Annotated in this window: 23 protein-coding genes and 1 pseudogene; 10 read left to right on the plus strand and 14 right to left on the minus strand. The window is 69.4% G+C overall.

What is annotated here, in order from left to right:
- Nucleotides 1-28: 28 nt before the first annotated feature.
- The 5 genes and pseudogenes from lipB to sucB all read right to left on the minus strand — a co-directional run.
- A pseudogene (gene lipB / locus AC3ERS_RS03565) lies at nucleotides 29-784 on the minus strand (lipoyl(octanoyl) transferase LipB); the annotation flags it as partial.
- Nucleotides 785-900: 116 nt separating this feature from the next.
- Nucleotides 901-1,422, minus strand: a complete 522-nt coding sequence (locus AC3ERS_RS03570) for a GNAT family N-acetyltransferase (RefSeq protein WP_431963594.1) — start codon at nucleotides 1,420-1,422, stop codon at nucleotides 901-903.
- A 306-nt stretch (nucleotides 1,423-1,728) separates the two neighbouring features.
- Entirely contained in the window at nucleotides 1,729-2,322 is a 594-nt protein-coding gene (locus AC3ERS_RS03575) for a DUF4291 domain-containing protein (RefSeq protein ID WP_431963375.1), read from the minus strand.
- Nucleotides 2,323-2,592: 270 nt separating this feature from the next.
- Nucleotides 2,593-3,501 (minus strand): TIGR01777 family oxidoreductase, encoded by a 909-nt coding sequence (locus AC3ERS_RS03580; RefSeq protein ID WP_431963377.1) that lies wholly within the window; start codon nucleotides 3,499-3,501, stop codon nucleotides 2,593-2,595.
- 21 nt (nucleotides 3,502-3,522) lie between these two features.
- Nucleotides 3,523-5,295: a 2-oxoglutarate dehydrogenase, E2 component, dihydrolipoamide succinyltransferase gene (gene sucB, locus AC3ERS_RS03585; protein ID WP_431963381.1), complete on the minus strand. Its 1,773-nt coding sequence runs from the start codon at nucleotides 5,293-5,295 to the stop codon at nucleotides 3,523-3,525.
- 258 nt (nucleotides 5,296-5,553) lie between these two features.
- Between sucB and AC3ERS_RS03590 the strand changes: the two genes are divergently transcribed.
- From AC3ERS_RS03590 to AC3ERS_RS03600, 3 genes are all read left to right on the plus strand, one after another.
- Entirely contained in the window at nucleotides 5,554-5,916 is a 363-nt protein-coding gene (locus tag AC3ERS_RS03590; protein WP_431963383.1) for an oxidoreductase, read from the plus strand.
- Nucleotides 5,917-6,522: 606 nt separating this feature from the next.
- Nucleotides 6,523-6,810: a hypothetical protein gene (locus tag AC3ERS_RS03595; RefSeq protein WP_431963385.1), complete on the plus strand. Its 288-nt coding sequence runs from the start codon at nucleotides 6,523-6,525 to the stop codon at nucleotides 6,808-6,810.
- Nucleotides 6,811-7,015: 205 nt separating this feature from the next.
- Nucleotides 7,016-7,600, plus strand: coding sequence for a hypothetical protein (locus AC3ERS_RS03600; protein ID WP_431963387.1), 585 nt, complete (start codon nucleotides 7,016-7,018; stop codon nucleotides 7,598-7,600).
- A 357-nt stretch (nucleotides 7,601-7,957) separates the two neighbouring features.
- On the opposite strand, the gene AC3ERS_RS03605 is transcribed toward AC3ERS_RS03600, so the two are convergent.
- Both AC3ERS_RS03605 and AC3ERS_RS03610 read right to left on the minus strand, forming a co-directional pair.
- Complete coding sequence (locus AC3ERS_RS03605) at nucleotides 7,958-9,469, minus strand: leucyl aminopeptidase (RefSeq protein WP_431963389.1); 1,512 nt, start codon at nucleotides 9,467-9,469, stop codon at nucleotides 7,958-7,960.
- 9 nt (nucleotides 9,470-9,478) lie between these two features.
- Nucleotides 9,479-10,285 carry a TetR/AcrR family transcriptional regulator gene (locus tag AC3ERS_RS03610; RefSeq protein WP_431963391.1) on the minus strand — a complete coding sequence of 269 codons (807 nt, stop codon included), beginning with the start codon at nucleotides 10,283-10,285 and terminating at the stop codon, nucleotides 9,479-9,481.
- Between the two features lie 89 nt (nucleotides 10,286-10,374).
- Between AC3ERS_RS03610 and AC3ERS_RS03615 the strand changes: the two genes are divergently transcribed.
- From AC3ERS_RS03615 to AC3ERS_RS03630, 4 genes are all read left to right on the plus strand, one after another.
- Nucleotides 10,375-10,986, plus strand: a complete 612-nt coding sequence (locus AC3ERS_RS03615) for a GNAT family N-acetyltransferase (RefSeq protein ID WP_431963393.1) — start codon at nucleotides 10,375-10,377, stop codon at nucleotides 10,984-10,986.
- Nucleotides 10,987-11,714: 728 nt separating this feature from the next.
- Complete coding sequence (gene gcvT, locus AC3ERS_RS03620) at nucleotides 11,715-12,815, plus strand: glycine cleavage system aminomethyltransferase GcvT (protein ID WP_431963396.1); 1,101 nt, start codon at nucleotides 11,715-11,717, stop codon at nucleotides 12,813-12,815.
- Nucleotides 12,816-12,960: 145 nt separating this feature from the next.
- Entirely contained in the window at nucleotides 12,961-14,061 is a 1,101-nt protein-coding gene (locus AC3ERS_RS03625) for a branched-chain amino acid aminotransferase (RefSeq protein WP_431963398.1), read from the plus strand.
- Nucleotides 14,062-14,206: 145 nt separating this feature from the next.
- Nucleotides 14,207-15,505 carry an outer membrane protein assembly factor BamB family protein gene (locus AC3ERS_RS03630; RefSeq protein WP_431963400.1) on the plus strand — a complete coding sequence of 433 codons (1,299 nt, stop codon included), beginning with the start codon at nucleotides 14,207-14,209 and terminating at the stop codon, nucleotides 15,503-15,505.
- Nucleotides 15,506-15,687: 182 nt separating this feature from the next.
- On the opposite strand, the gene AC3ERS_RS03635 is transcribed toward AC3ERS_RS03630, so the two are convergent.
- The 5 genes from AC3ERS_RS03635 to AC3ERS_RS03655 all read right to left on the minus strand — a co-directional run bounded on the left by AC3ERS_RS03635 (nucleotide 15,688) and on the right by AC3ERS_RS03655 (nucleotide 20,457).
- Nucleotides 15,688-16,401, minus strand: a complete 714-nt coding sequence (locus tag AC3ERS_RS03635; protein WP_431963402.1) for an MBL fold metallo-hydrolase — start codon at nucleotides 16,399-16,401, stop codon at nucleotides 15,688-15,690.
- Between the two features lie 409 nt (nucleotides 16,402-16,810).
- Nucleotides 16,811-17,569 carry an adenosylcobinamide-GDP ribazoletransferase gene (locus tag AC3ERS_RS03640; RefSeq protein WP_431963404.1) on the minus strand — a complete coding sequence of 253 codons (759 nt, stop codon included), beginning with the start codon at nucleotides 17,567-17,569 and terminating at the stop codon, nucleotides 16,811-16,813.
- Nucleotides 17,566-18,642, minus strand: a complete 1,077-nt coding sequence (gene cobT, locus AC3ERS_RS03645; RefSeq protein ID WP_431963406.1) for a nicotinate-nucleotide--dimethylbenzimidazole phosphoribosyltransferase — start codon at nucleotides 18,640-18,642, stop codon at nucleotides 17,566-17,568. The genes AC3ERS_RS03640 and cobT overlap by 4 nt, the downstream gene beginning before the upstream one ends.
- 223 nt (nucleotides 18,643-18,865) lie before the next feature.
- The gene (gene cobU, locus AC3ERS_RS03650) at nucleotides 18,866-19,417 is read right to left on the minus strand and encodes a bifunctional adenosylcobinamide kinase/adenosylcobinamide-phosphate guanylyltransferase (RefSeq protein ID WP_431963408.1); all 552 of its coding nucleotides are present in this window, start codon (nucleotides 19,415-19,417) and stop codon (nucleotides 18,866-18,868) included.
- Between the two features lie 65 nt (nucleotides 19,418-19,482).
- Nucleotides 19,483-20,457 carry a helix-turn-helix domain-containing protein gene (locus AC3ERS_RS03655; RefSeq protein WP_431963410.1) on the minus strand — a complete coding sequence of 325 codons (975 nt, stop codon included), beginning with the start codon at nucleotides 20,455-20,457 and terminating at the stop codon, nucleotides 19,483-19,485.
- A gap of 86 nt (nucleotides 20,458-20,543) precedes the next feature.
- Here AC3ERS_RS03655 and AC3ERS_RS03660 point away from each other — a divergent pair, with 86 nt between their 5' ends.
- Complete coding sequence (locus AC3ERS_RS03660; protein ID WP_431963412.1) at nucleotides 20,544-20,699, plus strand: hypothetical protein; 156 nt, start codon at nucleotides 20,544-20,546, stop codon at nucleotides 20,697-20,699.
- A gap of 85 nt (nucleotides 20,700-20,784) precedes the next feature.
- Here AC3ERS_RS03660 and AC3ERS_RS03665 read toward each other — a convergent pair whose 3' ends face one another.
- Entirely contained in the window at nucleotides 20,785-21,456 is a 672-nt protein-coding gene (locus AC3ERS_RS03665) for a DUF3043 domain-containing protein (RefSeq protein WP_431963414.1), read from the minus strand.
- Between the two features lie 189 nt (nucleotides 21,457-21,645).
- On the opposite strand from AC3ERS_RS03665, the gene AC3ERS_RS03670 reads away from it, so the two are divergent.
- Nucleotides 21,646-21,996 (plus strand): HesB/IscA family protein, encoded by a 351-nt coding sequence (locus tag AC3ERS_RS03670; protein ID WP_067785873.1) that lies wholly within the window; start codon nucleotides 21,646-21,648, stop codon nucleotides 21,994-21,996.
- Between the two features lie 812 nt (nucleotides 21,997-22,808).
- On the plus strand, nucleotides 22,809-23,777 hold the full coding sequence (locus AC3ERS_RS03675) for a carbohydrate kinase family protein (RefSeq protein ID WP_431963416.1): 969 nt from the start codon (nucleotides 22,809-22,811) through the stop codon (nucleotides 23,775-23,777).
- A 114-nt stretch (nucleotides 23,778-23,891) separates the two neighbouring features.
- On the opposite strand, the gene AC3ERS_RS03680 is transcribed toward AC3ERS_RS03675, so the two are convergent.
- Nucleotides 23,892-24,311 (minus strand): CBS domain-containing protein, encoded by a 420-nt coding sequence (locus tag AC3ERS_RS03680; RefSeq protein WP_431963418.1) that lies wholly within the window; start codon nucleotides 24,309-24,311, stop codon nucleotides 23,892-23,894.
- Nucleotides 24,312-24,349 lie beyond the last annotated feature (38 nt).

Raw genomic sequence — 24,349 nt, forward strand, 5'->3', positions numbered from 1 at the left:
TGCCGACCGCCTCGACGCCCGCGGCTTTGGTATCGCCTGCGCCGGTGGTTCCGTCGGCGGCTTTGGCGTCGGCGGGGCTCAGCGCGGCGCGGGGGAGGTTGTGATCGCTGACGGAAAGCTCGCCGTCGAGTGCGCGGACGATCGCGTCGGCGACCAGCGGCTTGATCTCCGCGACGGTGACTTCGCGCCCGAGTTCGCGGGTGAGGGTGGTGACGCCCGCGTCGCGGATGCCGCACGGGACGATGGCCCCGAAGCCGTCCATGGAGTTGCAGTTCAACGAGATACCGTGCAGGGCAACGCCGCGCTGCACGCGCACGCCGATGGCGGCGATCTTGCGTTCGGGGTTCCAGTCGTCGGCGGGCAGCCAGACACCGGAGCGACCCTCGACCCGGCCGCACACGAGGCCGAGGTCGGTGCACACCGAGATCAGCGCCTCCTCGAGGCGGCGCACGTACTGGACGACGTCGACGGGCTCGGCCAGCCGGATGATCGGGTAGCCGACGAGTTGGCCGGGGCCGTGCCAGGTGATCTTCCCGCCGCGATCGACCTGCACCACCGGGCTGCCGTCGATGGGCAGATCTTCCTCCTCGGTGCGGCGGCCCGCGGTGTATACGGAGGGGTGTTCGAGGAGCAGCAGGCGGTCGGATCCCATGCCCTCAGCGCGTTCGGCGGCGATGGTTCGCTGCACGTCCCAGGCGGAGTGGTAGTCGATGAGACCGAGATCCTCGACGACGATCGGGGTGCGATCGAAGCGGGCGGACCGGGTGGTGCGCGTGTCGTTCACGTCGTTGACGGTACGCCCTGCGATTGCGAGCTCGTCAGGGACTCGGTGTGCGGTATGCCACACGCTTGCGGGGCGAGCCGTCGGTAGAGAGATGGTGGTCCGCTGGAATGGCGGCTTCAGACTTCGACCGGCAGCGTCAGCTGCATCAATGTCAGGTCCATCCATCGGCCGAATTTGTGGCCGACTTCCGGCAATTCACCCACGACGACGAATCCGAATCGCTCGTGCAGCGCGATCGAACCGGTGTTGCTGGATTCGATGGCGGCGATCATGGCGTGCACGCGACCGGATCGGGCGGCGCGGTCGATCAATTCGGTGAGCAGGGCGCTGGCCAGGCCGCGGCGCTGGAAGCGGTCGGCGATGTAGACCGAGTTCTCCACGGAGTAGCGGTATCCCACCTTCGGCCGCCACTGGCCGTAGCTGGCGTAGCCGGCGACTTCGCCCTTGACTTCCGCGACGAGGACGGGCATGCCCGCGGCGGTGCGGGTGCGGAACCAGGTCTTGCGCTCGTCGATGCCGACTTCGTCGATGTCCCAGATGGCGGTGGAGGTGGCGATGTTGGCGTTGTGGATGTCGAGGACCGCGGGCAGGTCACCCTCGTGCGCGTCGCGGATGACGGTGGCGTGGCGGGTGTCCATGGCGGTCAACGAGGTTCTCCGTGGTTCGGTGAAGGAGGTCGGCATTCCCCGCGCAGTGTGCGAGGTGTTTGCCGGTGTGGCCTTCCGGTTGGTGTTCGAATCCGATCATCGCGCGTGCCGGAACGCCCGGCAATGCGGGTTCGGTCACCTGCTGTCCGCAGTTGGTCCGGCGGCCGCTATCGCCGTGAGCGCTTGTGCGGTCCCGTGGCCGCGCGGGACTGGCAGCCCGCCAACGCGAGCGGGTGCAGCCGCAGTTCCCCGAAGCGCTCCTGGCCTGGAGGTGGGACCGCCTGCGGAAGACCACGGTCACGGACGAAGATGCGCCAGCAGTTCGTCCGCGGCGGGGTAGGGGCGCTCCTGGGGCAGGAGCTTGGCGGCAGAGTCGAGGTCGCCGTCGTTGACCAGCGCGTGAATCTCGCGGGCGAGTGGAGTCACGTCGCTGATGTCGACTGTCAACTCGTCCGCGTAACGTCGCACGGCTTCGCCGCAGAGCCCGAGTTGCAGAGAGCGGTACGGGAGGGGCCGCAGGTGCAGATCGCGCTCGGGATCCCACTGGACTCGGGCGGGCGAGCCCTTCAGCTGGCGTTGCCAGGTGCTGCGGTCGGAATGCAGCCCGGGCTTATAGCTGGACAGGCATGCATGCCGCAATGCCCAGTCGAAGCCGTCACGTGAGATCTCCACGGCGAGGACGGTCTCTTGATCCGGCTTCGTACCCCAGCCGCAGCGGTACATCATCCACAGAAATGACGGCTTGATCCACGTCATCCGGTCGCGTTTCCATGCCGCCGGGAAGCGGCCGTCGCGGAGGGCGGGCCCGCCGATGACCGGGGAGTACGCCTGGTAGACGGTGACGGTGGATTCCGTGTGGAGCGCGCGAATCCTGTGTTGTGGTTCTTCCATGCCGAAGAGCGTGCCGCCGATCGACTCGGTTGGCGATCGAATTTCGCCCGAGTAGCCGTCCGCATAGCTCCGACCGCGCCCCAGGCAGGCCGGTCGGCTCGAACGTATCCTCCGCCACATCAGCAGCAGGCCCTCAACCGACCTCAACGGCCGCAGCCAATGTTCGGCCTCGTGGAATCATTCATCCAGGCGGCGGCGAGCGCGGCCCGGCGGCGGGGAGCGGCCTTTCTCAGGCCGTGGGAATGCCAGGTGCGGCACTGCGGACGCGGATCACCGGTCGTCCGAGTCGCGGCCGATGGTCGCGGCCAGGGCGGAGCCGATCGTTGGATGGCGGAAGGGATAGCCCGCCTCCTCCAGCGCCGTGGGGATGGCTCGGGGCCCACGCAGGATGGCCTCGTCGGCGAACTCTCCGACGAGCGCGCGCAGGGCGAACGCGGGCAGCACCAGCGGGGTGGGGCGGTGCAGTGCGCGCCCGAGGGCGCGGTTGAATTCGGCGTTGGTGACCGGGGCCGGGCCGACCGCGTTGATCGGCCCGGACACGGTGTCGTTGGTGAGCGCGAAGACGATCGCGCCGATCTCGTCGTCCATCGAGATCCACGGCGTGTATTGGCGGCCGGTGCCGAGTCGCCCGCCGAGCCCGAGGGAGTACAGCGGGTGCAGCATGCCGAGCATCCCGCCGTGCTTGGACAGCACGACGGCGCTGCGCACGAGCACGGTGCGCACGCCCGCGGCGCTGGCCGGACCGGTCGCGGCTTCCCAGTCACGGCACAGCGTGGCGAGGAAACCCGAACCGGCGGGGGAGGATTCGTCCACCACGCGGTCGCCGGTGGTGCCGCCGTAGTAGTGCACGCCGCTGGCGTTGACCAGCACCGGCACGCCCGCGGCGGCCACCTTGTTGGCGAGGACGTCGGTCGGGGTGATGCGGCTGTCGCGCAGCTCCTGCTTGAAGCTGCCGTTCCAGCGACGCCTGCCGAGGCTCGCCCCGCAGAGGTTGACCACCGCGTCGGCCCCGCGCAGCGCCCGCTCGTCGAGCTCGGCGCGAGCGGGATTCCAGACGAACTCGTCCGGTGCGGCGGCGGGACGGCGCACCAGCCGCGCCACCTCGTGCCCGTCGCGGCGCAGGGCCGCGACGAGCGCCGTCCCGATCAGCCCGGACGAACCGGCGATCACGACCTTCATTGCGGGACGAACCTTCCCGGGTTACAGACCCAGATCGGCCTCGAACGCGGCCTCTTCGAGGCGGTGACGGATCGTGGTCAGGAAGCGACCTGCGTCCGCGCCGTCGATGAGCCGGTGATCGTAGGTGAGCGGCAGGTAGCACATGGAGCGCACGCCGATCGACTCGTTGCCGGTCTCGTCGGTCACCACCACCGGGCGCTTGACGATCGCGCCGGTGCCGAGCATGCCCGCCTGCGGCGGAACAAGGATCGGGGTGTCGAACAGCGCGCCCTGGCTGCCGATGTTGGTGATGGTGAAGGTGCCGCCTGCCAGTTCGTCCGGCTTCAGGCCGCCGTGGCGAGCCCGGTCGGCGATGTCGGCGATGGCGCGGGCCAGACCGGCGAGCGACAGGTCGCTGGCGTTGTGGATGACCGGGGAGAGCAGGCCCTGCTCGGTGTCGACGGCGATGCCGAGGTGCACCGAGGCGTGGTAGGTGATCTCCTTGGTGCCCTCGTCGTAGGAGGCGTTGACGTTCGGGTGCACGCCGAGCGCCTCGACGACCGCCTTGGCGAAGAACGGCAGGAACGTCAGGTTGACGCCCTCGCGCTCCTTGAAGGCACGCTTGGCCTGCGCACGCAGCGCCGCGATCTTGGTGACGTCGGCCTCGTGAACCTGGGTCAGCTGCGCGGTGGTCTGCAGCGATTCGCGGGTCTTCGTGGCGGTGATCTGCCGGATCCGGTTGGCCTTCTGGACGGTTCCGCGCAGGTGCGCCAGCTGCGCGGCGGCCGGAGCCGACGGAGCCTTGGTGGGCGCGGCGGCAGCCGGAGCGGGCGCGGCCGCGGGGGCGGGCGCCTTCTTGGCCTCGGCCGCGGCGAGCACGTCCTGCTTGCGGATGCGGCCGCCGACGCCGGAACCCTGCACGGTGGCCAGGTCGACGTTGTTCTCCTCGGCGAGCTTGCGCACCAGCGGGGTGACGTACGGGGTCGCGCCGTTGCCGTCGGCAGCGGCCGGGGCGGGAGCCTTGGCCGGAGCCGGCTTGGGGGCCGGGGCGGGAGCCGGGGCCGGTGCGGGCGCGGGAGCCGGAGCGGCGGCCGCGGGGGCCGGGGCGGGCTTGGGCGCGGGCGCCGGAGCAGGGGCCGGGGCGGGAGCAGGAGCCGGTGCAGGCGCGGGGGCCGGAGCGGCGGCCGCGGGGGCGCCGCTGCCGATCACGCCGAGCTGTCCGCCGACGGAGACCACCTCGTCTTCCGGCGCGGAGATCTCCAGCAGGGTGCCCGCGACGGGCGAGGGGATCTCGGTGTCGACCTTGTCGGTGGAGACCTCGAGCAGCGGCTCGTCGACCTCGACCGTGTCGCCGACCGACTTCAGCCAGCGGGTGACGGTGCCCTCGGTGACCGACTCGCCCAGCTCGGGCATCTTCACCGAGGTGCCCTCGGCGGGGCCTGCCGACGCGGCGGCGGGCTGCGGGGCCGGGGCCTGCGCGGCGGGTTCGGGTTCGGGAGCCGGGGCGGGCTCTTCCACGGCGGGCGCGGGAACCGCGGCCTCCGGTGCGGGCGCGGGTGCGGCGGCGGGCGCCTCACCGGCTTCGCTGATCACGCCGAGCTCGCCACCGACCTCGACCACATCATCTTCCTGGGCGACGATCTTCGACAGCACACCCGCCGTCGGGGACGGGATCTCGGTGTCGACCTTGTCGGTGGAGACCTCGAGCAGCGGCTCGTCGACCTCGACCGTGTCTCCTTCCTGCTTCAGCCACCTGGTCACCGTTCCCTCGGTGACGCTCTCACCAAGAGCCGGCATCTGGACGGAGAAGGCCATGTCCGTTGACTCCTCTGACTGCTCGACGGGTTCTACAACAGTTGATCTCTGGCGGGTCCTCGCCGCTGGTCGCGGTGAAAACCCGGAAGCCACCAACATTCTGGTGGGCACCGGAGATCTGTGCGGTTCTTGTACCGCGGTCCATCCTTGCACTCGTCCGCGTGGCGCGTAGCACAGGGCATGTCTCTACCGGGAAGCTGGCAGTATGGGAGGACCGGGTGTGAGCATTTATCCGGTGTACGAAGGAGGTCGGCGTCAATGGGTTTGCTCGATCGTTTCCGTGGCGCGCTGAACCGGGGAGGGTCCGTCGCACGTGCGTCGACCTCGAACAACGAGGACGCCCGCTACCTCGCCGACTGGATGCGCACCCACATCGGCGTCGAGGGGTACCTGGAGCCGAAGACCACTATGACAGATGTCACGGTGGTGTTGGTCGCCGCGGACGGTGAGTGGACGCGGCGGATCGTCGGGGAGCGCGGGGCTCGAAGGTTGGCAGGCGATCTGAGCATTCCGGTGTACGAGGTCCGCAAGACGGGGTATCCGCAGCGGATGCGGGATTACGACGCCAGGAAGAAGATTGAGCGTCAGCGGGCGTTCGAGGCGGAGTTGCGGGATCTGTAGGGGATTCTCGGCCTGGCACGCCTCGCAACACGGTGAGGGCGGTCGCTTTGGTCGGTGATCCGGTTCGGTGACGAGTCTTTGGGCTGTGTGCCGGTTGCTGTCCAGGATTTCGGGCAGGGCGAGCCGGTGAGTTCGACTGGCGGTCTGGTTTCGGTGATGTGCGCTCGGACTACCTGTCCGTCTTCGGTACCCACCCGGGCTTCCGCTGAGCGGTGCTGGGCGCGTTGTTTGCCGGACCCGGCTTACCTCCCGCAGTCAGGCGCGATGCGGGCTTCCAGCCTGGTCGACCGGCTGTGGTTGCGGTCTATCGAGCGCAGCAGACTCTCGACATGCGCATTCGAGTAGGGCACTACTCGCGCGTTGGGTCGGACGTGGGCGAATGCTGCAAGTGCAAGTGTTCATCGTCTACACCAGGAGAAGTGCGCGCGCCGGGATCGGTGCGTTCGTCGACTGTCCAGCCATCCAGTGCTGCGTCCACGAAAGTCATGTCCTGCCGGGAATCCCGGCGCACTGACAGCACCGAACGAGCCAGCACGGCGCTCGGCGCTGGGCGGGATCACTCGTAACGCTCGGGATCGCATCGTCGAGCACGGAAGGAATCATGCAATGTTCACGTTCAAGAGCACGGCGGTCGCCGCGGCCATGGCCGCGGCGACCGTAGTACTTGCTGTGCCTGCCACTGCGTCAGCGAATCCGGATGTGTTGCCTGCGCATTCACTCTGGAACGGGCCTGGGTTGGAACCCCCGGGTGTCTTCTCCATCCCCGTTCTGGAGCCTTTGCGGCTGTTCCTCTTGAACGGCTGCTTTGCGATCGGCCCTACCTTCCTCGGCGGCCAGACGGGGTCCGAGCTTTGTTCACTGTTCTTGGGCGGTACCGAAACCGGGAACCCCTAGCAATCGAGATCGGCGAGGTGCCCGCCGACCAGCGCATCGTTGTCAACGAGTCGACGATCGAGATCGCCCGGAGGGTGTCCGCGGGCGGCGCGACGACCAGAGCAGGGCGCCGGGGGGCTTTCCGCGCTGGTACGTAGGCGTGCAGTGGAGTTCAGCCAGGAGACCGAGCACACCTCGTTCTCTTTCACCGACAGGAGGCGAAGTCATGGCGAATGTAACCGTCGATGTGATGAAGTGCGTCGATGAGACCGGTAGCGGATTGGATGAGTGGGGCTCCGACGACATCTACATGTTGCTGTTCCGAGGCAGTATCCCGACAGGTATCGGTCTTGCCTCGAAGACCGAGTTCACCGTCACTGGACCAGGAGGATTCTGGGACGAGATGGACGATGGAGACAGACGCAGTCGTGATGTTCCGGTCGCTGACTACGATCCCCGTTCGCTGTACGTAGTGCAGCTGGTCGAAAAGGACAACGGTCGAGACGTTGACGACGATGTGATCGCCGCGTACCGAACCGCATTGAACGGTGCGTGGAGCGCGGCCCTCACCCGCACCGCAGGGCAGCCCGCAAACGAGCGCGCAGCCGTTCTCGCCGACACTGTGTCGGACACCTTGCGGGGCCTCCACACCATCTACATGGAATTTCCCAAAGGGAATGACGACCCCATCGGCCGGCCTCAACGCCTGACCTTTCCCAACGCGCAGGCCACGCCAGTCCTCGAATTCAGCGGCGCCGCCGGCCGCTACCGGGTCACGTTCAAGCTGGTTGAGCCAGGCTGGTTCATCTAATTCGTTGGCGAACGAATGCCTGTCACCGAGTGGGGATTCGCTTCGCTTCGGTCAGCGCGCGTGATCCGAGACGTGTTGGCCGACCCGGACTGAGACAGGGTGCTCACCGCCGAGGATGAATGCGGCCTGATCCCGCTCTTCTGGTCGCAAGTGCTCCCATGGCGAGGTCGAACTCAACATGAACACTCGGTTCGCGTTGAGCGGAGCATCGTCTATTTGCGGATCGTATGCCGACATCGCCTGGCTACGCGATCGATGGTTCCGGGGTCCAGGAGGACGCCGAGGTTGCCCTGTAGTCGGCTGGCTTCATCAGAACAACGGCGCGCCGCCCCCGAACAGGACGGCGCACCCGCGAACTCACTCCCCGGCGATGTCCTCGATCACCGCGATCAGCGTCCGAACCGGAACACCGGTCCCGCCCTTCCCGATGTACCCGAACGGCCCGCCCGTGTTGTACGCCGGGCCCGCGACGTCCAGGTGGGCCCACTGCACACCTTCCGGCACGAATTCCTTCAGGAACAGTGCGGCCGAGAGCATTCCGCCCCAGCGGTGCTGGGCGACGTTGGCGAGGTCGGCGATCTTGGAGTTGAGGTCGGCGCGGAGTTCGGCGGGAAGGGGCATGGCCCAGCCGTTTTCGCCGACTTCGCGGGAGAGGCGGGCGACGCGGTCGCGGAATTCGTCGGTGCCCATCACGCCGGGGGTGCGGGTGCCGAGGGCGACCATCTGGGCGCCGGTGAGGGTGGCGACGTCGATCAGGTAGTCGGGGGACTCCTCAGCGGCGCGGACGATGGCGTCGGCGAGGATCAGGCGGCCTTCGGCGTCGGTGTTGAGCACCTCGACGGTGGTGCCGCCGTACTGGGTGAGCACGTCGCCGGGGCGCTGCGCGGTGGCCGAAGGCATGTTCTCGGCCATCGGGACGGTGGCGCTCACCGTGACCGGCAGGCTCAGCCGGGCCGCGAGCAGGGTGGTGGCGATGACCGCGGCGGCGCCCGCCATGTCCGAGGTCATGTTCTCCATGTTCTGCGCGGGCTTGATGGAGATGCCGCCGGTGTCGAAGGTGATGCCCTTGCCGACCAGCGCGATCTTCTTGGGTCCGCCGGAGTAGGTGAGCCGCACCAGCCGCGGCGGGCGCGAGGAGCCCTTGCCGACGCCGAGCACGCCGCCGTAACCGCCCGCCTCCAAAGCCTTTTCGTCGAGCACCTCGACCTCGAGACCTGCGGCCTCGGCCAATACCTGGGCGCGCGAGGCGAATTCGGCGGGGAACAGGTGGCTGGGCGGGGTGTTCACGAAATCGCGCGCGGTGGCGACGGCCTCGGCCACCAGTTGCGCGCGGAAGAGCGCCTCTTCGCCGAAGTCCGCCTCGGGGACGAGGAATTCGATCCGGGCGACCGGCTGCTCGTCCGCCTTGGGCGCGGACTTCTCCGACCGGAACGGCGTGAACGAATAGGCGCCGAGGTAGAAGCCTTCGACCGCCGCGCCCAGATCCAGGCCCGACAGCGTGGTCGCCACCAGCTCGGTGCCGTCGAGCGCGCGGCCCGCGACACCGGCGGAGCGGCGGATCTGCTCCGCGTCCACCTTGTCGGCGGCGCCGAGCCCGACGGCGAGGATGCTGGTGACGTTGTCCAGCCCGGCGGGCGCGGGCACCCGGGTCAGTTCTTCGGCCTTGCCCTTGGCGCCGACCGCGCCCAGCTGGTCGAGCAGCTCCGCGCGGACGTCGGCGGTGAGCACATCGCCGAACAGGTCGTCGGGCGCGATCGACGGACCGTTCTCCGAGGACGTCAATCCGATCACCAGCACGTCGGTGTCCGGCCCGATGGTTACGGTGCGCGCCAATTCCGGTCCGAGTGAGCGATCTGCAACAGCGGTCATTGGCATAGGCTATTCGGTCTTCTTCAGGCGGCGCATGGCGACGCCGTCCAGCAGCAGGCCGACTCCCTCGCTCACCAGCTTGTCGAAGTCCAGTTCCGGGCCAGGCGGGCCTGAGGCGAAGAGTTTCCGCAGGACCGGCCGGGCGACGACGAGTTCGACCAGTTCGGCGCGCACCATCTCGGAATCCTGCGGTCGCGCGCTCGCCGCCCGTCCGCCGCGGTCGGCGCTCCACAGCAGCGCCAGGCCTTGCACGAGGCCGGAGCAGGCGAGGTAGACGGCGAGCGCGTCGTCGCGGGACAGACCTAGTTCGTCCAACGCGGTGAACGAGCGTTCCAGGATGTCGAACAGGGCGGGCCCGACCGGCGGCCTGGTGCGGGCCAGCACCGGCAGCAGCCAGGGGTGGCGCTGGTAGAGCCGCCATTCCTGTTCGGCCTCATGGGTCAAGGCGGCGTGCCAGTCGAGGGGCTCCGCAGGCGGCGGGCTCTCGGCGAGGACGAGCTCGGTCATGGCGGTGAGCAGCGCCTCTCGATCGGGGAAGTGCCGATAGAGTGCGGCGGTTGCGACGCCGAGTTCGCTGGCGAGGCGGCGCATGGTGAGTCCGTCGATGCTCTCGCGGTCGGTCATCTCGACGGCGGTGCGGGTGATTCCGACCGCGGTGAGCCGGGCCGGTCGTGGACGGGCGGCGGGAACGCGCCGGTCGCGGCGGGCCCGGTAGGCGCGGGCCTGACAGGAGCGCGAGCAGTAGCGTCGGCGACGTCCGCGGCTCGGCTGGATCAGCGCGCGTCCGCAGGTGGCGCACGGCGGTGATTTCGACACACCAACAAGTGTGACGAAATGGTGGTCGCGGCGCGCTGTGCTGCATAAATTGTCGGCTGTTTACCCCGTTCACTATCGAGAGGTTCACCATGCAGACAACCGTTCGGCGGGCCAATATCGATGAGATCGACGCCATCGCGGCAGCGTTCGCGCGCGGGTCCGTCGACGAGGCGGTGTCGACCTGGGTGGTCGCCGATCACCCCGAGATCGCGGAGGCCTTTCGCACCGAACACGCGCCGCGTTTGGTCGAACGCGCCATCCGCGACGACGAGGTGTGGCTCGCGGGCGCGGGCGACGAGATCTGGGCGGTCTCGCTCTGGCAGACGGTGACCTCGGCGGATCGGGTCGTCGCCGAGGCGGCCGAGGCCCGCGCCATGGCCGAGGCCGCGCCGGGCCTGCGTCCGCTGACCAGGCTGGTCGCCGTCACCGCGCTGCTCGCCGAACATCATCCGCGCGAGTTCCCGCACCGCTATCTCCAGGCGATCGTCACCGTGCCGGAACACCGCGGCAAGGGTGCGGGCGGCGCCATACTTGTCGACCGGCTGAAGGCGTTCTCCGACGCGTCCGAGACCGCGTTTCTCGAGGCCAGCACCGAACGCTCCTCCCGCCTCTACGCCCGCAACGGGTTCGTCCGCACCGGCGTCACGCACACGTTGCCCGACGACGGGCCTACCCTCATCCCGATGTGGTTCCGCAGCTGAGGCGCGGGCAACCGGGCCCAGGCGAGCGGCAGTCGCCGGGACGTCGCGCGTTGCCCGACGACGGGCCCATCTGGCTGCGGTGCTGCGGCTGACGCCTCGGAACTGGCCAGTCCGGTCGAGTGGCGGTGCGCCGGGAGGCCGCGCGGCGCGCGGTGCCCAACGATGCGTCTGCCCTTTCGGCTGTGGTTTCGCGGCTGACGTAACGGTTAGACCGGTCCGCTCGAGTGGCGGTGCGCCGGGAGCCCGCGCAGCACGCGTTGCCCGACGACGGGCCCACTCTCATTCGGATGTTGTTCCGCTGCTGACGCGCCGGACGACCGGTCCGCTCGAGTGGCGGTGCGCCGGGAGCCCGCGCAGCACGCGTTGCCCGACGACGGGCCCACTCTCATTCGGATGTTGACGCGCCGGACGACCGGTCCGGACGAGCGGCAGTGCGCCGGGACGTCGCACGGCGCGCGGTGCCTGACGATTCGCCTGCCCCTCATTCGGATGTGGTTCCGCGGCTGATGTGACTGGTGGACCGGTCCGGCCGAGCTGCGGTGCGCAGGGAGGCCGCGCGACACACGTTGCCCGACAACGGGCCCACTTCGGCTGTGGTTCTGCGGCTGACGCCTCGGATCGGATCGATCCGGACAAGCGGTGCTGCGCCGGGCCGCCGCGCAACGACGTCGTCGTGCGGGCGCCCGTACCGCGGCCCTACCGCCCCGTGCAGCGGTTAAGCTCGCCGGGTGACCGAGACGAACCTGCTGCAAGGCCCGATCCACGATGTCCATGTCGAACTGGGCGCGACGTTCGCGCCGTTCGGCGGGTGGGAGATGCCGGTCTCGTACGCGGGCACGGTCGGGGAGCACCAGGCGGTGCGCACCGCCGTCGGTCTGTTCGACGTGAGTCATCTCGGCAAAGCGACGGTCGCCGGGCCGGGCGCGGTGGCGTTCGTGAATGCCGCGCTCACCAACGATCTCGGCCGGATCCGTCCCGGCAAGGCGCAGTACACGCTCTGCTGTACGCCCGAGGGCGGCGTGATCGACGACCTGATCGCCTATTACGTCAGTGACGACGAGATCTTCCTCGTGCCGAACGCGGCGAATACCGCGGCGGTGGTCGCGGCTCTGCGCGCGGCGGCCCCCGAGGGCATCACAATCACCGACGAGCACCGGGAGTACGCGGTGTTCGCGGTGCAGGGCCCGCGCTCGACCGAGGTGCTCACCGCGCTGGGCTTGCCCACCGAGATGGAGTACATGGCCTACGCCGACGCCGAATGGGACGGGCGTCCGGTCCGGGTCTGCCGCACCGGCTACACCGGTGAGCACGGCTACGAGCTGCTGCCGCGCTGGGCCGACGCCGCGGCGGTGTTTCGCGCGCTCGCCGAGCAGGTCGAGGCCGCGGGCGGCCAGCCCGCCGGTCTCGGCGCGCGCGACACCCTGCGCACCGAGATGGGTTACCCGCTGCACGGGCACGAACTGTCGCTGGAGATCTCGCCGGTGCAGGCGCGGGCGGGCTGGGCGGTCGGCTGGAAGAAGCCGGAGTTCTGGGGCAAAGCCGCACTGGAGAAGGAGAAGTCGGCGGGACCGCGGCGAACCCTGTTGGGGCTCAAGGCGCTCGACCGTGGCGTGCTTCGTCAGGGCCAGTCGGTGCTGCGCGACGGCGAACCCGTCGGCGAGACCACCTCGGGCACTTTCTCGCCGACGCTCAAGGTCGGCATCGCGCTCGCCCTGCTCGACACCGACGCCGACCTCGAGCCGGGCAACGAGGTCGAGGTGGACGTGCGCGGCCGACGGTTGCGCTGCGAGATCGTCAAGCCGCCGTTCGTCCAGGCGCGCACCGCCTGAGCCGCTGGGTATCGCGTCCGCCGCGGGCTGTCGAGTCCGGCGCGCTGGATCGGAACGTGGTCACTCGGCGGCGGCGCCGCGCGGTCGCCGAGTCGTTTCCCGACAGGTGGACGGAAGGAAATCCGGCACCGATAGGATCACCTGCATGACCGTTGCCGCACAGTTCGCCCATGTTCCGCATCCTGCGCCCGCGCCGGCGCAGCGGGTACAGGAGATTCTGGCGGCGCCGGGGTTCGGCCGGTTCTTCACCGATCACATGGTGTCGATCGACTACACCGCGGGCGAAGGCTGGAGCAATGCGCGAGTCGAGCCGTACGGTCCACTGGCGCTGGACCCGGCCACCATGGTCTTCCACTACGGCCAGGCCATCTTCGAGGGTCTCAAGGCGTACCGGCAGAGCGACGGCAGCGTCTCCTGTTTCCGGATCGACGCGAACGCGACCCGTTTCCGTAAGTCGGCGCGGCGTATGGCGATGGCCGAGCTGCCGGAGGAGCTGTTCATCGAGTCGGTGCGCCAGTTGCTCGAAGTGGACGAGCGCTGGGTGCCCGCCGCGGGCGGCGAGGACTCGCTCTACCTGCGGCCCTTCATGTTCGCCACCGAGGCGGGCCTGGGTGTGAAGCCCGCCGCCTCCTACAAGTACCTGCTGCTGGGTTCGCCCGCGGGAGCGTACTTCCCGCGCGGCGTGAAGCCGGTGCGGGTGTGGCTGTCCACCGAGTACGTGCGGGCCGCGCCCGGCGGCACCGGCGAGGCCAAGGTGGCGGGCAACTACGCCGCCTCGCTGCTCGCCCAGGCGCAGGCCTCCGAAAAGGGCTGCGACCAGGTGGTGTGGCTGGACGCCTGCGAGCGCCGCTACGTCGAGGAGATGGGCACCAACAACCTGTTCTTCGTCTTCGGCTCCGGTTCCGAGGCGCGGCTGGTGACTCCCGAACTGTCGGGCTCGCTGCTGCCGGGCATCACCCGCGATTCGCTGCTCACCCTCGCCGCCGACTCGGGTTACCCCGTGGAGGAGCGCAAGGTTTCGGTGGAGGAGTGGCGCAAGGGCGCCGAAAGCGGTGAGATCAGCGAGGTTTTCGCCTGCGGCACCGCCGCCGTGATCACCCCCGTCGGCTGGGTGCGCTCCACCGAGGGCGAATTCACCATCGGCGGCGGCGAACCCGGCGCGGTCACCATGGCGCTGCGCGACACGCTCACCGGTATCCAGCGCGGCACCTTCGAAGACAAGCACGGCTGGATGCGCGGTATGTGAGACTGGCCCGCCCTTGGGCGTGGGCGGGCCGTAGCCTCGGCTGTCGGACAGCCGGGAAAGTTGGGGGGACGCAGTGCGTACATCGATCGCGGCCGGAATCTTGTCGGCAGCCCTGGGTGTTTCGGCCTGTAGTGGTGGAACTTCGGTGCCGGACAACGTAGTTCGCACCACCACGTCCGCCGCTACTCCGGCGACGACTACCGGGCATCCCGCCAACCCCGAGCCGACGTGGTCGAAAGCCGGTCTGGACTTCGACCATTCGGCGGACTCGTGGATCTCGGTGGCGGGCAGTGCTGTCCTGGTTTCGAGCGAAGAAGCGCTGGTCGCTGTGGACCGCGCCACCGGTCGTGAGCTGTGGCGAAGAGTGCCGAAGACGAAACCGAGCGACTACTCCTACGCGGTGAGCGGTGACACCGTCGTTTTCCTGGAGAACGAGGGCAAACCCAGCGAACCGGCGCTGGTGGAGGTCATCGAGGCCGCCGATGGCCGGACGCTGTGGCAGGCGAGCGCCGATGACGTTGTGGTCTTCGACAAAGCGATCTACATGGTCGAGTGCGCGCGCGGCCGCGACGACTGCACCTCCCTGCGGCTCGACATCCGATCCGGAGCGCCGACGTGGCCCGCGCCGGCTCGGGGATCGGTCGACGGCGACACCGTCGGCGTCTGGCACCGTCGTGCCCCCGCCGAACCGGCGCTGGTGGCCATCGCCGTGGAGGACCCAGCCTCCGCAGCGGAGCGCCCGTGGGCGCTTGTCGAGGCGGCGAAGGGAACCGTCCTCCCGGGCCGGGCCGAGCACCACGCCTGGTACAACCTCGCTGCGGGCGACCTCCTGGTGATCACCGATCATCACGCCTCGTCCGGCAGCGATGAGTGCCGCGTCGCGATCACCGCGACCGACGCGCGCGGCGGCGCCGAACGCTACAGCGGCGCGGTCTACAGTGGCCGCCGCAAGAACGGCGAGTGTCAGAACATGCTCGGCCCGGACTTCGGGACCCAGTTCGTCGGCGCGGGCACCCGCATCGCGGCGGTCACCGATTCCGGTGCGCCGCAACTGTTCGACCTCGCCACCGGAACGACGGTGTGGACCGGCTCGGGCACGGGTAGCCCGCTGGACGGCGACGACCGATCACTGCTGTTCAGCGAGTTCGCCGATCAGGGTGCGCTGTCGTTGTTCGACATCGAGACCGGCGCGATGAAGTGGACTGTTCCGGATCCGGGCTTCGAGTCGACGGCGATGAGGCAGCGGCGCACGATCATCGCGGGTGACCGGGTTGTGGTCGGCGGCTTCCTCACGGCGGAGGGTGGGTACGTCACCGTCGTCTTCGACCGGGAATCCGGCCGGGAGCTCCAGCGGTACCGCGGTTATCTGTGCGGCGCCGGGACGGATTGGGTGGCCGTCCAGGCCGAACGGGACGGTCGGCCTGCGCTGGAGTTCCATCGCTGAGACGAAGCGGACCGCCCGCTCCGCCGGATCGACTATCGGCGTCTCGTGTTCGACGGGCGCCGGTGCGACGAAGCCGACCGCCTTGCTCGCCGGGTCCGATCTCGGTCGTCGTCCCGTGTTCGACAGGCGGCACCGGTCGGCGTGGGCAGTCGAGGACGCCCGATCGATCGCTGGGCGGATGCTCAGCCCGGCATCAGCATCTGCCACTGCTCGAGTGTCTGCGGCCGCATGACGTAGTTGTTGTCGCGGATCGACGACAGCGCCGCGCTGGGTTCGTGCGAGTACCAGTGGCCCGGGTAGACGACCGGGTCGCCCTGAAGTCCGGCGAGATAGCGCAGGCTGCGGAACATTTCGTCGGAGTCGCCGCCGGGGAAGTCGGTGCGACCGCAGCCGTCGACGAACAGGGTGTCGCCCGCGATGAGGCGATTGTCGAACAGGAAGCACTGGCTGCCCGGGGTGTGCCCCGGGGTGTGTAATAACTCGATCTCGAAGGCGCCGACCGCGACCTTGTCGCCGTGCTCGTGGCCGGTGAGTTCGCTGGGCGCGATGCCGGTGACGTTGGCGACCCAGGACAGTTCCTGATCGTTCACGTGCACGGGGACACTGGTCTTCTCCAGCAGTTCGCGCACGCCGCGCAGGGTGAAACCGAGCATGGTGCCGCCGACGTGGTCGGGGTGGTGGTGGGTGGCGAGGACTCCGGTGAGGCGCAGCCCATCGGCCTCGGCGATGTCCACCAGATCGCCCGCGGCGTAGGCCGGATCGACCACAACGCATTCGCCCGTCTCCCGATCACCGATCAAGTAGGCGAAATTTCGCATCTGCGTCGCGATCGGATCACCGACGGCGTAGTCCTGCCCGGACAGCAGTTGTCGAAAATAGAGGCGCTCGGAAGACATACCGCCCACATTAGATCCTGACCCAGACGGTTGGTGTGCCAGTGCGGAAAAGATTCCGTTGGGTCGGATCACGGTGTGCGCAAACCGGTGGCGAGTGGGTACGGTCGCCGCCTTCGGCGGGGCGCCGAGTGTTGCGTTCGTCACGATTTGCGCAGGGCGAGTTCGCCGGTTCGTCGACTTCGATTGTCCGCCAACGATTTTCCCGGCACGAGGAGATGGCGCGCGAACGCGGCCCGGCATCGCCGCGTGCCCGGGATTCGGCGTGGTCCGCGCGAAATCGGTGCTGGGCGAACCGCACCGCAACCTTGTGCGCCCATTCTCGGTGCAGAGTAGGGAGACGAAGTTCATACACTGTCGAAACCCGATATATATCGCCACGTGATACCGAGGGTTACGGCAATATTCCGATTTATCCGGTGAGCGAGAGTCCGGCCGCGGCAAACGTGATCGAAATCTCTATCGCCGCGCCGAGCACGTCGCCCGACAGACCCCCGAACCTGCGCACCATGTGCCGGACCGCCACCATCGCGACGGCCACGGACACCGCGACGGCGACCGGCCCGAGCCAGGGGTGATCCGGCACCGCCAGGACGCCGCAGCACAGCGCGACGACCACCCACACCACACCGGTCACCGGAGACTGGGTATCGGACACGAGCGCGCCGAAGGCGGCGCCCGGCGCGGCGGGCACCCCGCGGCGACAAGCGAGGACGACCACAACCCGCCCGGTCGCGACTGCCAGCGCCACCGCGAACCACCGTCCCGCGCCGGCCAGCGCGCCGAAGGCGAACGATTGCGCGCCGATAGCGAAGACCAGCGCGGCCACGCCGAACGGCCCGACCCCGCCGCTCTTCATGATCTGCCGCGCGCGCTCGGGCGGCCCGTAGCTGCCGAGCCCGTCCATCGCGTCGGACAGGCCGTCCAGGTGCATGCCGCGGGTGAGCAGCGCCAGCGCCGCCACGGTCACCAGCCCGGCCAGCGGTGCGCTCGCGCCCGCGCCGGTCAGCGCCCACAACAACGCGGCCGCGGCGGCACCGAGCAGCACGCCGACGACGGGCGCCAGCGCGATCGCGCGGCGCGCCGCGGCTCGATCGACCTCGTCCGGGCCGCGCACCGGAAGCACGGTCAGCCAGGAGACGGCCAGCCGGATCCCGGCGCCCGGTGTCATTTGGTCAGGTTCGGGGCGGCCGGGGCCGCGTCGTCGGCGGTGCTGACGCCCGCCTCACCGAAGGTGGCCATCTCGGCGAGCGCGGCGACGGCGGCGCGCAGGATGGGCAGGGCGGTGAGCGCGCCGGAGCCTTCGCCGAGACGCATGCCCATATCGACGAGTGGTTCCAGGCGCAGCTGCTTCAGTGCCAGATTGTGCGAGGGTTCGGTGGAGCGGTGTCCGGCCAGCCACCAGGCGCTCGCGCCCGCGGCCAGATCCTCGGCGACCAGCGCGGCCGCGGTGACCACCACGCCGTCCAGGATCACCGGCGTGCGCCGGGTCGCGGCCTGCGCGAGAAACCCTGTCATGGCGGCGATGTCGGCGCCCGCGGCGACGCGCAGCAGATCCACCGGATCCTTGACGACCGGCCGGGCCCTGCGCATGGCGTCGCGAATGGCCGCGACCTTGCGAGACCAGCCCGCGTCGTCCACGCCGGTGCCGCGCCCGACCGCGACGACCGGCTCGGTGTCGGTGAGCGTGGCGATGAGCACGGTGGCGGGCGTGGTGTTGCCGATGCCCATATCGCCCGCGACGAGCAGGTCGGCGCCGCCGTCGATCTCTTCGTCGGCGATGGCGCGGCCCGCGGCGAGGGCGGCCTGCACCTCGTCTTCGCTCAGCGCGTCCTCGCGGTCGATGGAACCGCTCGACCGGCGCACCTTGTGCTTGCTCACGACGGGATCGGTCTCGGCGTCGACGGAGATGTCGGCGACCCGCACGCTCGCGCCCGCGACCGCGGCCAGCGCGTTCACCGCCGCGCCGCCGCCGAGGAAGTTGGCGACCATCTGCGCGGTGACCTCGCTCGGGTACGCTGACACACCGTAGCGCGCGACGCCGTGATCACCGGCGAAGACGACGACCCTGGCGCGCTCGAACTGCTTCGGCGGACACACACCCTGGCAGGCGGCCACCCAGTTGCCCAGCGTTTCCAGGCGGCCCAGCGCCCCAGCGGGTTTGGTCAGCTGCGTCTGCCGCTGTTCGGCGGCCGCGCGGATCCGCGGGTCGGGGGGCGCAACCGGTCCGAATCCGTGTGTCACTGTCGAGCCTCTCCGGTCGGGCGGCGTCCGCCGCACGTGCTTCCGACGCCCAATCTTGCCCGGAACGCGTCGCCCGTATCGCACCCACCCGGATCCTCGGCGTCCGCCTCCGCCGTGACCCGCGCCACCGCTGTTTCCCTATCGGGCGGAGTCGGATGGATTCGACGGGAGTGACATGGCGGTTCGACACGCGCTCGCCGCCATTCCTCTCCGGGGCGTACCGCTACTTGAGCCGAACGGGAAGACCCGCGACGACGAGGAACGCTTCGTCGCAGGCCTGCGCGAGGCGCTGGTTGAGGGCGCCGATCTCGTCGCGGAACAGGCGGCCGGAGCGGGTCGCGGGGATGACGCCCATGCCGACCTCCGGGCTGACGATGATCAGCCGGTGCGGATATGCCGCGACGGCGGAGACCAGGGCTTCGGTGTTGGGGGCGACGGTGCCGCGCGGAGAATCCCAGGCGTCGAGCGCGTCGATACGCGCGGTCAGCCAGGTGCCGATGTCATCGACCAAGGTCGCGGCCTCGGGTGCGGGATCGGCGAGAACCGCTGCGGCGTCGGCACTTTCGACCACGCTCCAGCCGGCGGGGCGGCGCTCCCGATGCCGGGCGATGCGTTCGGCGAAGTCGTGGTCGTCCGGATCGGGGACCGAGGTCGCCACGTACCGAACCTCCCCCGTCGCCGCGGCGAGGTTCTCCGCGAACGCCGACTTCCCCGAGCGAGCCCCGCCGAGCACAAGCGTCCGAGGCGGACGCGCGGTTCCGGAATCCTGCGACACGCCAGCACGCTACCAACCAACCGTGTTGCTCGGTCTCTCGCCCGAAGCCCCGGCCGGTGGGCTCCTCAGCCTGTCGGTGAGGCGGCACCGAAGCGTCGGCGGTATTCGGTAGGGGAGATGCCGACCAGGCGCTGGAAGTGGTGGCGCAGCAGCGCGCCGGAGCCGAAGCCCGCGCGGGCGGCGATCTGTTCGAGGCCCTGTTCGGTCTCTTCGAGCAGGTGCTTGGCGTAGAGGACGCGCTGGTTGGTGAGCCATTTCACCGGGGTCGTTCCGGTCTCCGCGGCAAAGCGGCGGGCGAAGGTGCGCGTGGACATCGTAGAGCGCGCGGCCAGCTCGTCGATGGTGTGCGGCAGGTCGAGGTTCTCGCCCATCCACTGGAGGGTCGTCGAGAGGCTGTCGGAGGTGCAGGCGGGGACCGGGCGTTCGATGAACTGCCGTTGCCCGCCGTCGCGCTGCGGCGGCACGACCATGCGGCGGGCGATGCCGTTGGCCGCGGCGCTGCCGATCTCCCTGCGCACCAGGTGCAGGCAGGCGTCGATGCCCGCGGCGGTGCCCGCGCTGGTGATGAGGTTGCCCTCGTCGACGAAGAGCACGTCGGGGTCGACGGTGGCGGACGGGTAGCGCTCGGCGAGCTGATCGACGTAGCGCCAGTGCGTGGTGCATTTGCGTCCGTCGAGCAGGCCCGCCGCGCCCGCGACGAACGCGCCGGAGCAGACGGTGAGCACGATCGCCCCGGCGTCCGAAGCGCCGCGCACGGCGTCGACGATCCGCGGGTCCAGCCCATCCGAGAGTGCGGTGGCCGGGGCGGCGGGGACCGCCACCAGGTCGGCCTCGAGGAGTTCTTCCAGTCCGAACTCGGGGGTGATCGTCACGCCGGGCGTGGTGGCACGTAGCGGCTTGCCCGGTTCCGCCCCGCAGACCTTGAAGTCGAAGCCGGGCAGGCCATCGGCGGTGCGGTCGAGCCCGAAAACCTCGCAGACTACGCCGAACTCGAACATGGCGAGCTTTTCGAACAGCACGACGGCGACCTTCGACAGCATGCCCCGAGGGTACCTGGCCGGATTTTTGCGAACAATGTCTTCGCTGCCACTTTCGGCGGAAAATAAGTCAGCGCAAAATTTCTGCCATGCTGACTCTCCTTCTCCTCGCGACAGTCATCGTCGCCGTATCCCTCTTCTTCGCTCGCGGTCGCGGACTCGCCGGATCCACCCACGTGACCGACCGGGACGCGCAGCGCCTGCGGGCCGAGTTGAACGCCATGCGCTTCTCGCACCACCGCTGAAACGCGAAACGGCCGTCCGTGGCAAGTGCCACGAACGGCCGAACTCGGACTCTCGGATCGATCGCTGCTCGCGACCGATGAACTTCTACACCGCGTCGCCTGCGCTGACCCGCGGCTTCGGCGCCCGCATCTTGCGGATCTGCGAGGCGCGGACGAAGGCGTACCAGCCGAGCCGGAAGCCGGTGTCGGTGGTGTCGGGGAACCGCTCACGGACCCGGTTGTTCACGATCCGGCCGAGGATGACGCCCTCGATGATCATGAACAGCATCATCACCAGCATGGCCAACGTCACGATGGTCTGCAGGCCGGGTGCGGCGAACATGGACATGATCAGCACCAGCGCCATCGGCATGAACAGGCCGACCAGGTTGCGCCTGGCGTCGACGAGATCGCGCACGTAGGCGCGGACCGGGCCCTGATCGCGCGGCAGGAGGTACTTGTCCTCACCCGCCAGCATCCGGGCCCTGCGATCCTGGACGGCGAGCTTGCGCTCGGCACTGGCGGCCTTGCGCTCCTCCTTGGTGCCGCGGGTGGCCTTGCGGCGCGCCCGCGCTTCCTTCGCGGTCAGCGGTGCGGGCGCGACCGGTCCGCGCCGTTTGCCTTCCGCGTCACGACGTTTCGGGGTGGGACGGCCCTTGCCCGGGGTGACCGGGGGAGTCGTCTTGGTGGTGATGGCGGTCGAGCCGCCGTTCGCGTCCGCCGTGGTGTCGGCGGTCGCGTCGGTGGTGCTGGACTCGCCGCGACGGAACAATTTCACAGCAACCAGGCTATTCGATGCGCCAGCCAGCCGGAAATGCGGTCGTAAGGAGGGCTGCGCAACACCGAGGTTGTGTCAACGCGCGAGGGGCCGAGTGGCAAGATGGGGAATAGCAGCCCGCTGAGTGGTGTTGACTCCACGAGCCGTGCGCTGTTCACGGGTTGACCACAGCTGTCCTTAGGAGAGTTCATGACTGTGCCGAACGAGACGACCACCCACGGTGTGACTCTGACCGATGCCGCCGCCTCGAAGGCCAAGGCGCTGCTGGATCAGGAGGGCCGCGACGACCTGGCGCTGCGCATCGCGGTGCAGCCCGGTGGTTGTGCGGGCCTGCGCTACCAGCTCTTCTTCGACGACCGCTCGCTCGACGGTGACCTGACCGTCGACTTCGGCGGCGTCACCCTGGCCGTCGACCGGATGAGCGCTCCCTACGTCCAGGGCGCCTCGATCGACTTCGTCGACACCATCGAGAAGCAGGGTTTCACCATCGACAACCCGAACGCCACGGGTTCCTGCGCCTGCGGCGACTCCTTCAACTGACCCGCCACAAGGCGTAACCTCCACCTCCGCTGAGGGGCCGTGCGCGGCTGTCGACGACTGCGTCGGGCCGCGCCGACCGGGCGTATCTGCGCCTCTGCGGCCGTACACGGAGTGTCGGCTAGCTGCGGCTGCGCTGTCTGGATGACCTCGCGCCTCGGCTCCGGCCGTGCGCGATCTGTTGACGGACGGCATCCCGGCCGCACGGACCGCACCGTCGCCCGCACGGACTGTCGGCGGACCGCATTCGGCTGAACCCGACCAGGCGTACCTGTGCTTCCGCTCTGGCCGTGCGTGGTCTGGTTAGCAGCCTGCCGTCCGGCTGCGTTGGCACATACGGGCCTGCGGCTCCGCTCCGGCCATGCGCGGCTGTCGACGGACGGCCGCGCCCACCGGGCGTATCTGCGCCTCCGCGGCCGTACACCGATTGTCGGCCCGCTGCGGCTGGCTGACTGGACATACCTGGCGCCTCGGCTGGACGTGCGCGATCCGTCGACGGACCTGCTCCCGGCCACGCAGACTTCGCGTACCTGCGCCGGTCGCACGGACCGTCGACAGACCGTATTCGGCTGAGCCGACCAGGCGGACCGCCGCCTTCGCTGCGGCCTTTGGTCGTGTGAAGTCTGTCGACGGGCTATGTCAAGCTGCGCTGACAAGGCTCCTCTTCGTCTCCGCTGTGTCCAACCGCGGACCGTCGATGGTCTGCGCCGATTGCGTCGATGCCTCTGGAGCACCCGGTGGATCGGCTACGGTGGGAACGGGGATTTCGATCTCCCCTCACCGCCTGCCGCCTACCGTTGAAGGGGCCCAGCCTCGTGTCTATCGCCGTGTCCGCGTCCATCGCGACCGACCACCTCATGCGTTTCCCTGGACGGTTCGCCGATGTGCTCCTGGCCGATCAACTCGATCATGTTTCGCTGAGCTTCCTCGTCGACGATCTCCAGATCCGCCGCGGCGGTGTGGCGGGCAATATCGCCTACGCCATGGGCGTGCTGAATCGCACGCCGCTGCTGGTCGGCGCGGTCGGCGCCGATTTCGCCGACTACCGCGCCTGGCTGGAGCGGCACGGCGTCGATTGCTCCACGGTCCACGTCTCCGATCGCGCGCACACCGCACGCTTCGTCTGCACCACCGACGACGACATGGCCCAGATCGCGTCCTTCTACCCCGGCGCGATGAGCGAGGCCCGCGACATCTCCGTCGCCGAACTGGCCGAGACCAGGCAGCTGGATCTGGTGCTCGTCGGCGCCAACGACCCCGAGGCGATGCTGCGCCACACCGAGGAATGCCGCGAGCTCGGCATCCCGTTCGCCGCCGACCCCTCCCAGCAGCTCGCCCGTCTGGACGGCGACCAGGCGGTGCGCCTGATCGACGGCGCCGCATACCTTTTCACCAACAAGTACGAGTGGGCGCTGCTACTGCAGAAGACCGGCCTGAGCGAAGACGAGATCGCCAAGCGGGTCGGCATCCGGGTCACCACCCTGAGCGCCGACGGCGTGCAGATCGTCGACAAGGACGGCACCGAGGTCCACGTCGGCGTGGTCCCCGAGCGCACCAAGGTCGAGCCGACCGGTGTCGGCGACGCCTTCCGCGCGGGCTTCCTGACCGGCCACACCGCCGGACTGAGCCTGGAGCGCTCCGCCCAGCTCGGATCGCTCGTCGCGGTGCTGGTGCTGGAGACCATGGGCACCCAGGAGTGGACGCTCCACAAGGACGAGGCGCTCGAGCGCCTCACCGCGGCCTACGGCGCGGAGGCCGCGGCCGAGATCAAGCCGCTGCTCTGAGCCGGTTGCGACGCGGTAGTCACCGGAGCCCTCGGTCCATCTGACCGGAGGCTCCATGGCGTCGGCGAAGCGCGCGGAACCTCGATCGGCCCGCACAGGACGCGCGCGGGCTCGTCAGGCCGCGGCGTGGGCGCGGACGAACTCGCCCAGCTGCGCGGAGTCGAGGTGATCGACCAGGTCGTTCTCGCTGATCGTCCCGACCAGCCTGCGGTCCTCGACGACCGGAATGTGGCGCAGGTGATGGCTGTTCATCTCGTCGAGGACCTCGCGCAGGTCGGCGCGCGAGTCCACCCAGCGTGGCGTGCCCGAGAACAAGGCGCCCACGGTGGTGCGATCCGGCGGCAGACCCGCCGCCACGCACTTCAACGCGATGGCGCGGTAGGTGAGGACTCCGGACAGGCGGTCGTTCTCGTCGTCGCCGACGACGAGGACGTCGACGCCGTGTGCCGCCATCATCCACGCCGCGTTCTGCACGGTTTGTTCCGCGGAGATCCACTGACCCCCTCGCCGCATGACGTCCTTCGCGATGGTCACGACCTGTACCTCCTCGCTGATCAGCTGGATCGGTCGTC

Source organism: Nocardia sp. bgisy134 (assembly GCF_057708325.1).

Bases quoted from the DNA above. Each gene is read 5' to 3' on its own strand.
- AC3ERS_RS03570 (WP_431963594.1), bottom strand. From the start codon at position 1,422: ATGGACACCCGCCACGCCACCGTCATCCGCGACGCGCACGAGGGTGAC.
- AC3ERS_RS03575 (WP_431963375.1), bottom strand. From the start codon at position 2,322: ATGGAAGAACCACAACACAGGATTCGCGCGCTCCACACGGAATCCACC.
- AC3ERS_RS03580 (WP_431963377.1), bottom strand. From the start codon at position 3,501: ATGAAGGTCGTGATCGCCGGTTCGTCCGGGCTGATCGGGACGGCGCTC.
- sucB (WP_431963381.1), bottom strand. From the start codon at position 5,295: ATGGCCTTCTCCGTCCAGATGCCGGCTCTTGGTGAGAGCGTCACCGAG.
- AC3ERS_RS03590 (WP_431963383.1), top strand. From the start codon at position 5,554: ATGGGTTTGCTCGATCGTTTCCGTGGCGCGCTGAACCGGGGAGGGTCC.
- AC3ERS_RS03595 (WP_431963385.1), top strand. From the start codon at position 6,523: ATGTTCACGTTCAAGAGCACGGCGGTCGCCGCGGCCATGGCCGCGGCG.
- AC3ERS_RS03600 (WP_431963387.1), top strand. From the start codon at position 7,016: ATGGCGAATGTAACCGTCGATGTGATGAAGTGCGTCGATGAGACCGGT.
- AC3ERS_RS03605 (WP_431963389.1), bottom strand. From the start codon at position 9,469: ATGACCGCTGTTGCAGATCGCTCACTCGGACCGGAATTGGCGCGCACC.
- AC3ERS_RS03615 (WP_431963393.1), top strand. From the start codon at position 10,375: ATGCAGACAACCGTTCGGCGGGCCAATATCGATGAGATCGACGCCATC.
- AC3ERS_RS03625 (WP_431963398.1), top strand. From the start codon at position 12,961: ATGACCGTTGCCGCACAGTTCGCCCATGTTCCGCATCCTGCGCCCGCG.
- AC3ERS_RS03635 (WP_431963402.1), bottom strand. From the start codon at position 16,401: ATGTCTTCCGAGCGCCTCTATTTTCGACAACTGCTGTCCGGGCAGGAC.
- AC3ERS_RS03640 (WP_431963404.1), bottom strand. From the start codon at position 17,569: ATGACACCGGGCGCCGGGATCCGGCTGGCCGTCTCCTGGCTGACCGTG.
- AC3ERS_RS03655 (WP_431963410.1), bottom strand. From the start codon at position 20,457: ATGCTGTCGAAGGTCGCCGTCGTGCTGTTCGAAAAGCTCGCCATGTTC.
- AC3ERS_RS03660 (WP_431963412.1), top strand. From the start codon at position 20,544: ATGCTGACTCTCCTTCTCCTCGCGACAGTCATCGTCGCCGTATCCCTC.
- AC3ERS_RS03670 (WP_067785873.1), top strand. From the start codon at position 21,646: ATGACTGTGCCGAACGAGACGACCACCCACGGTGTGACTCTGACCGAT.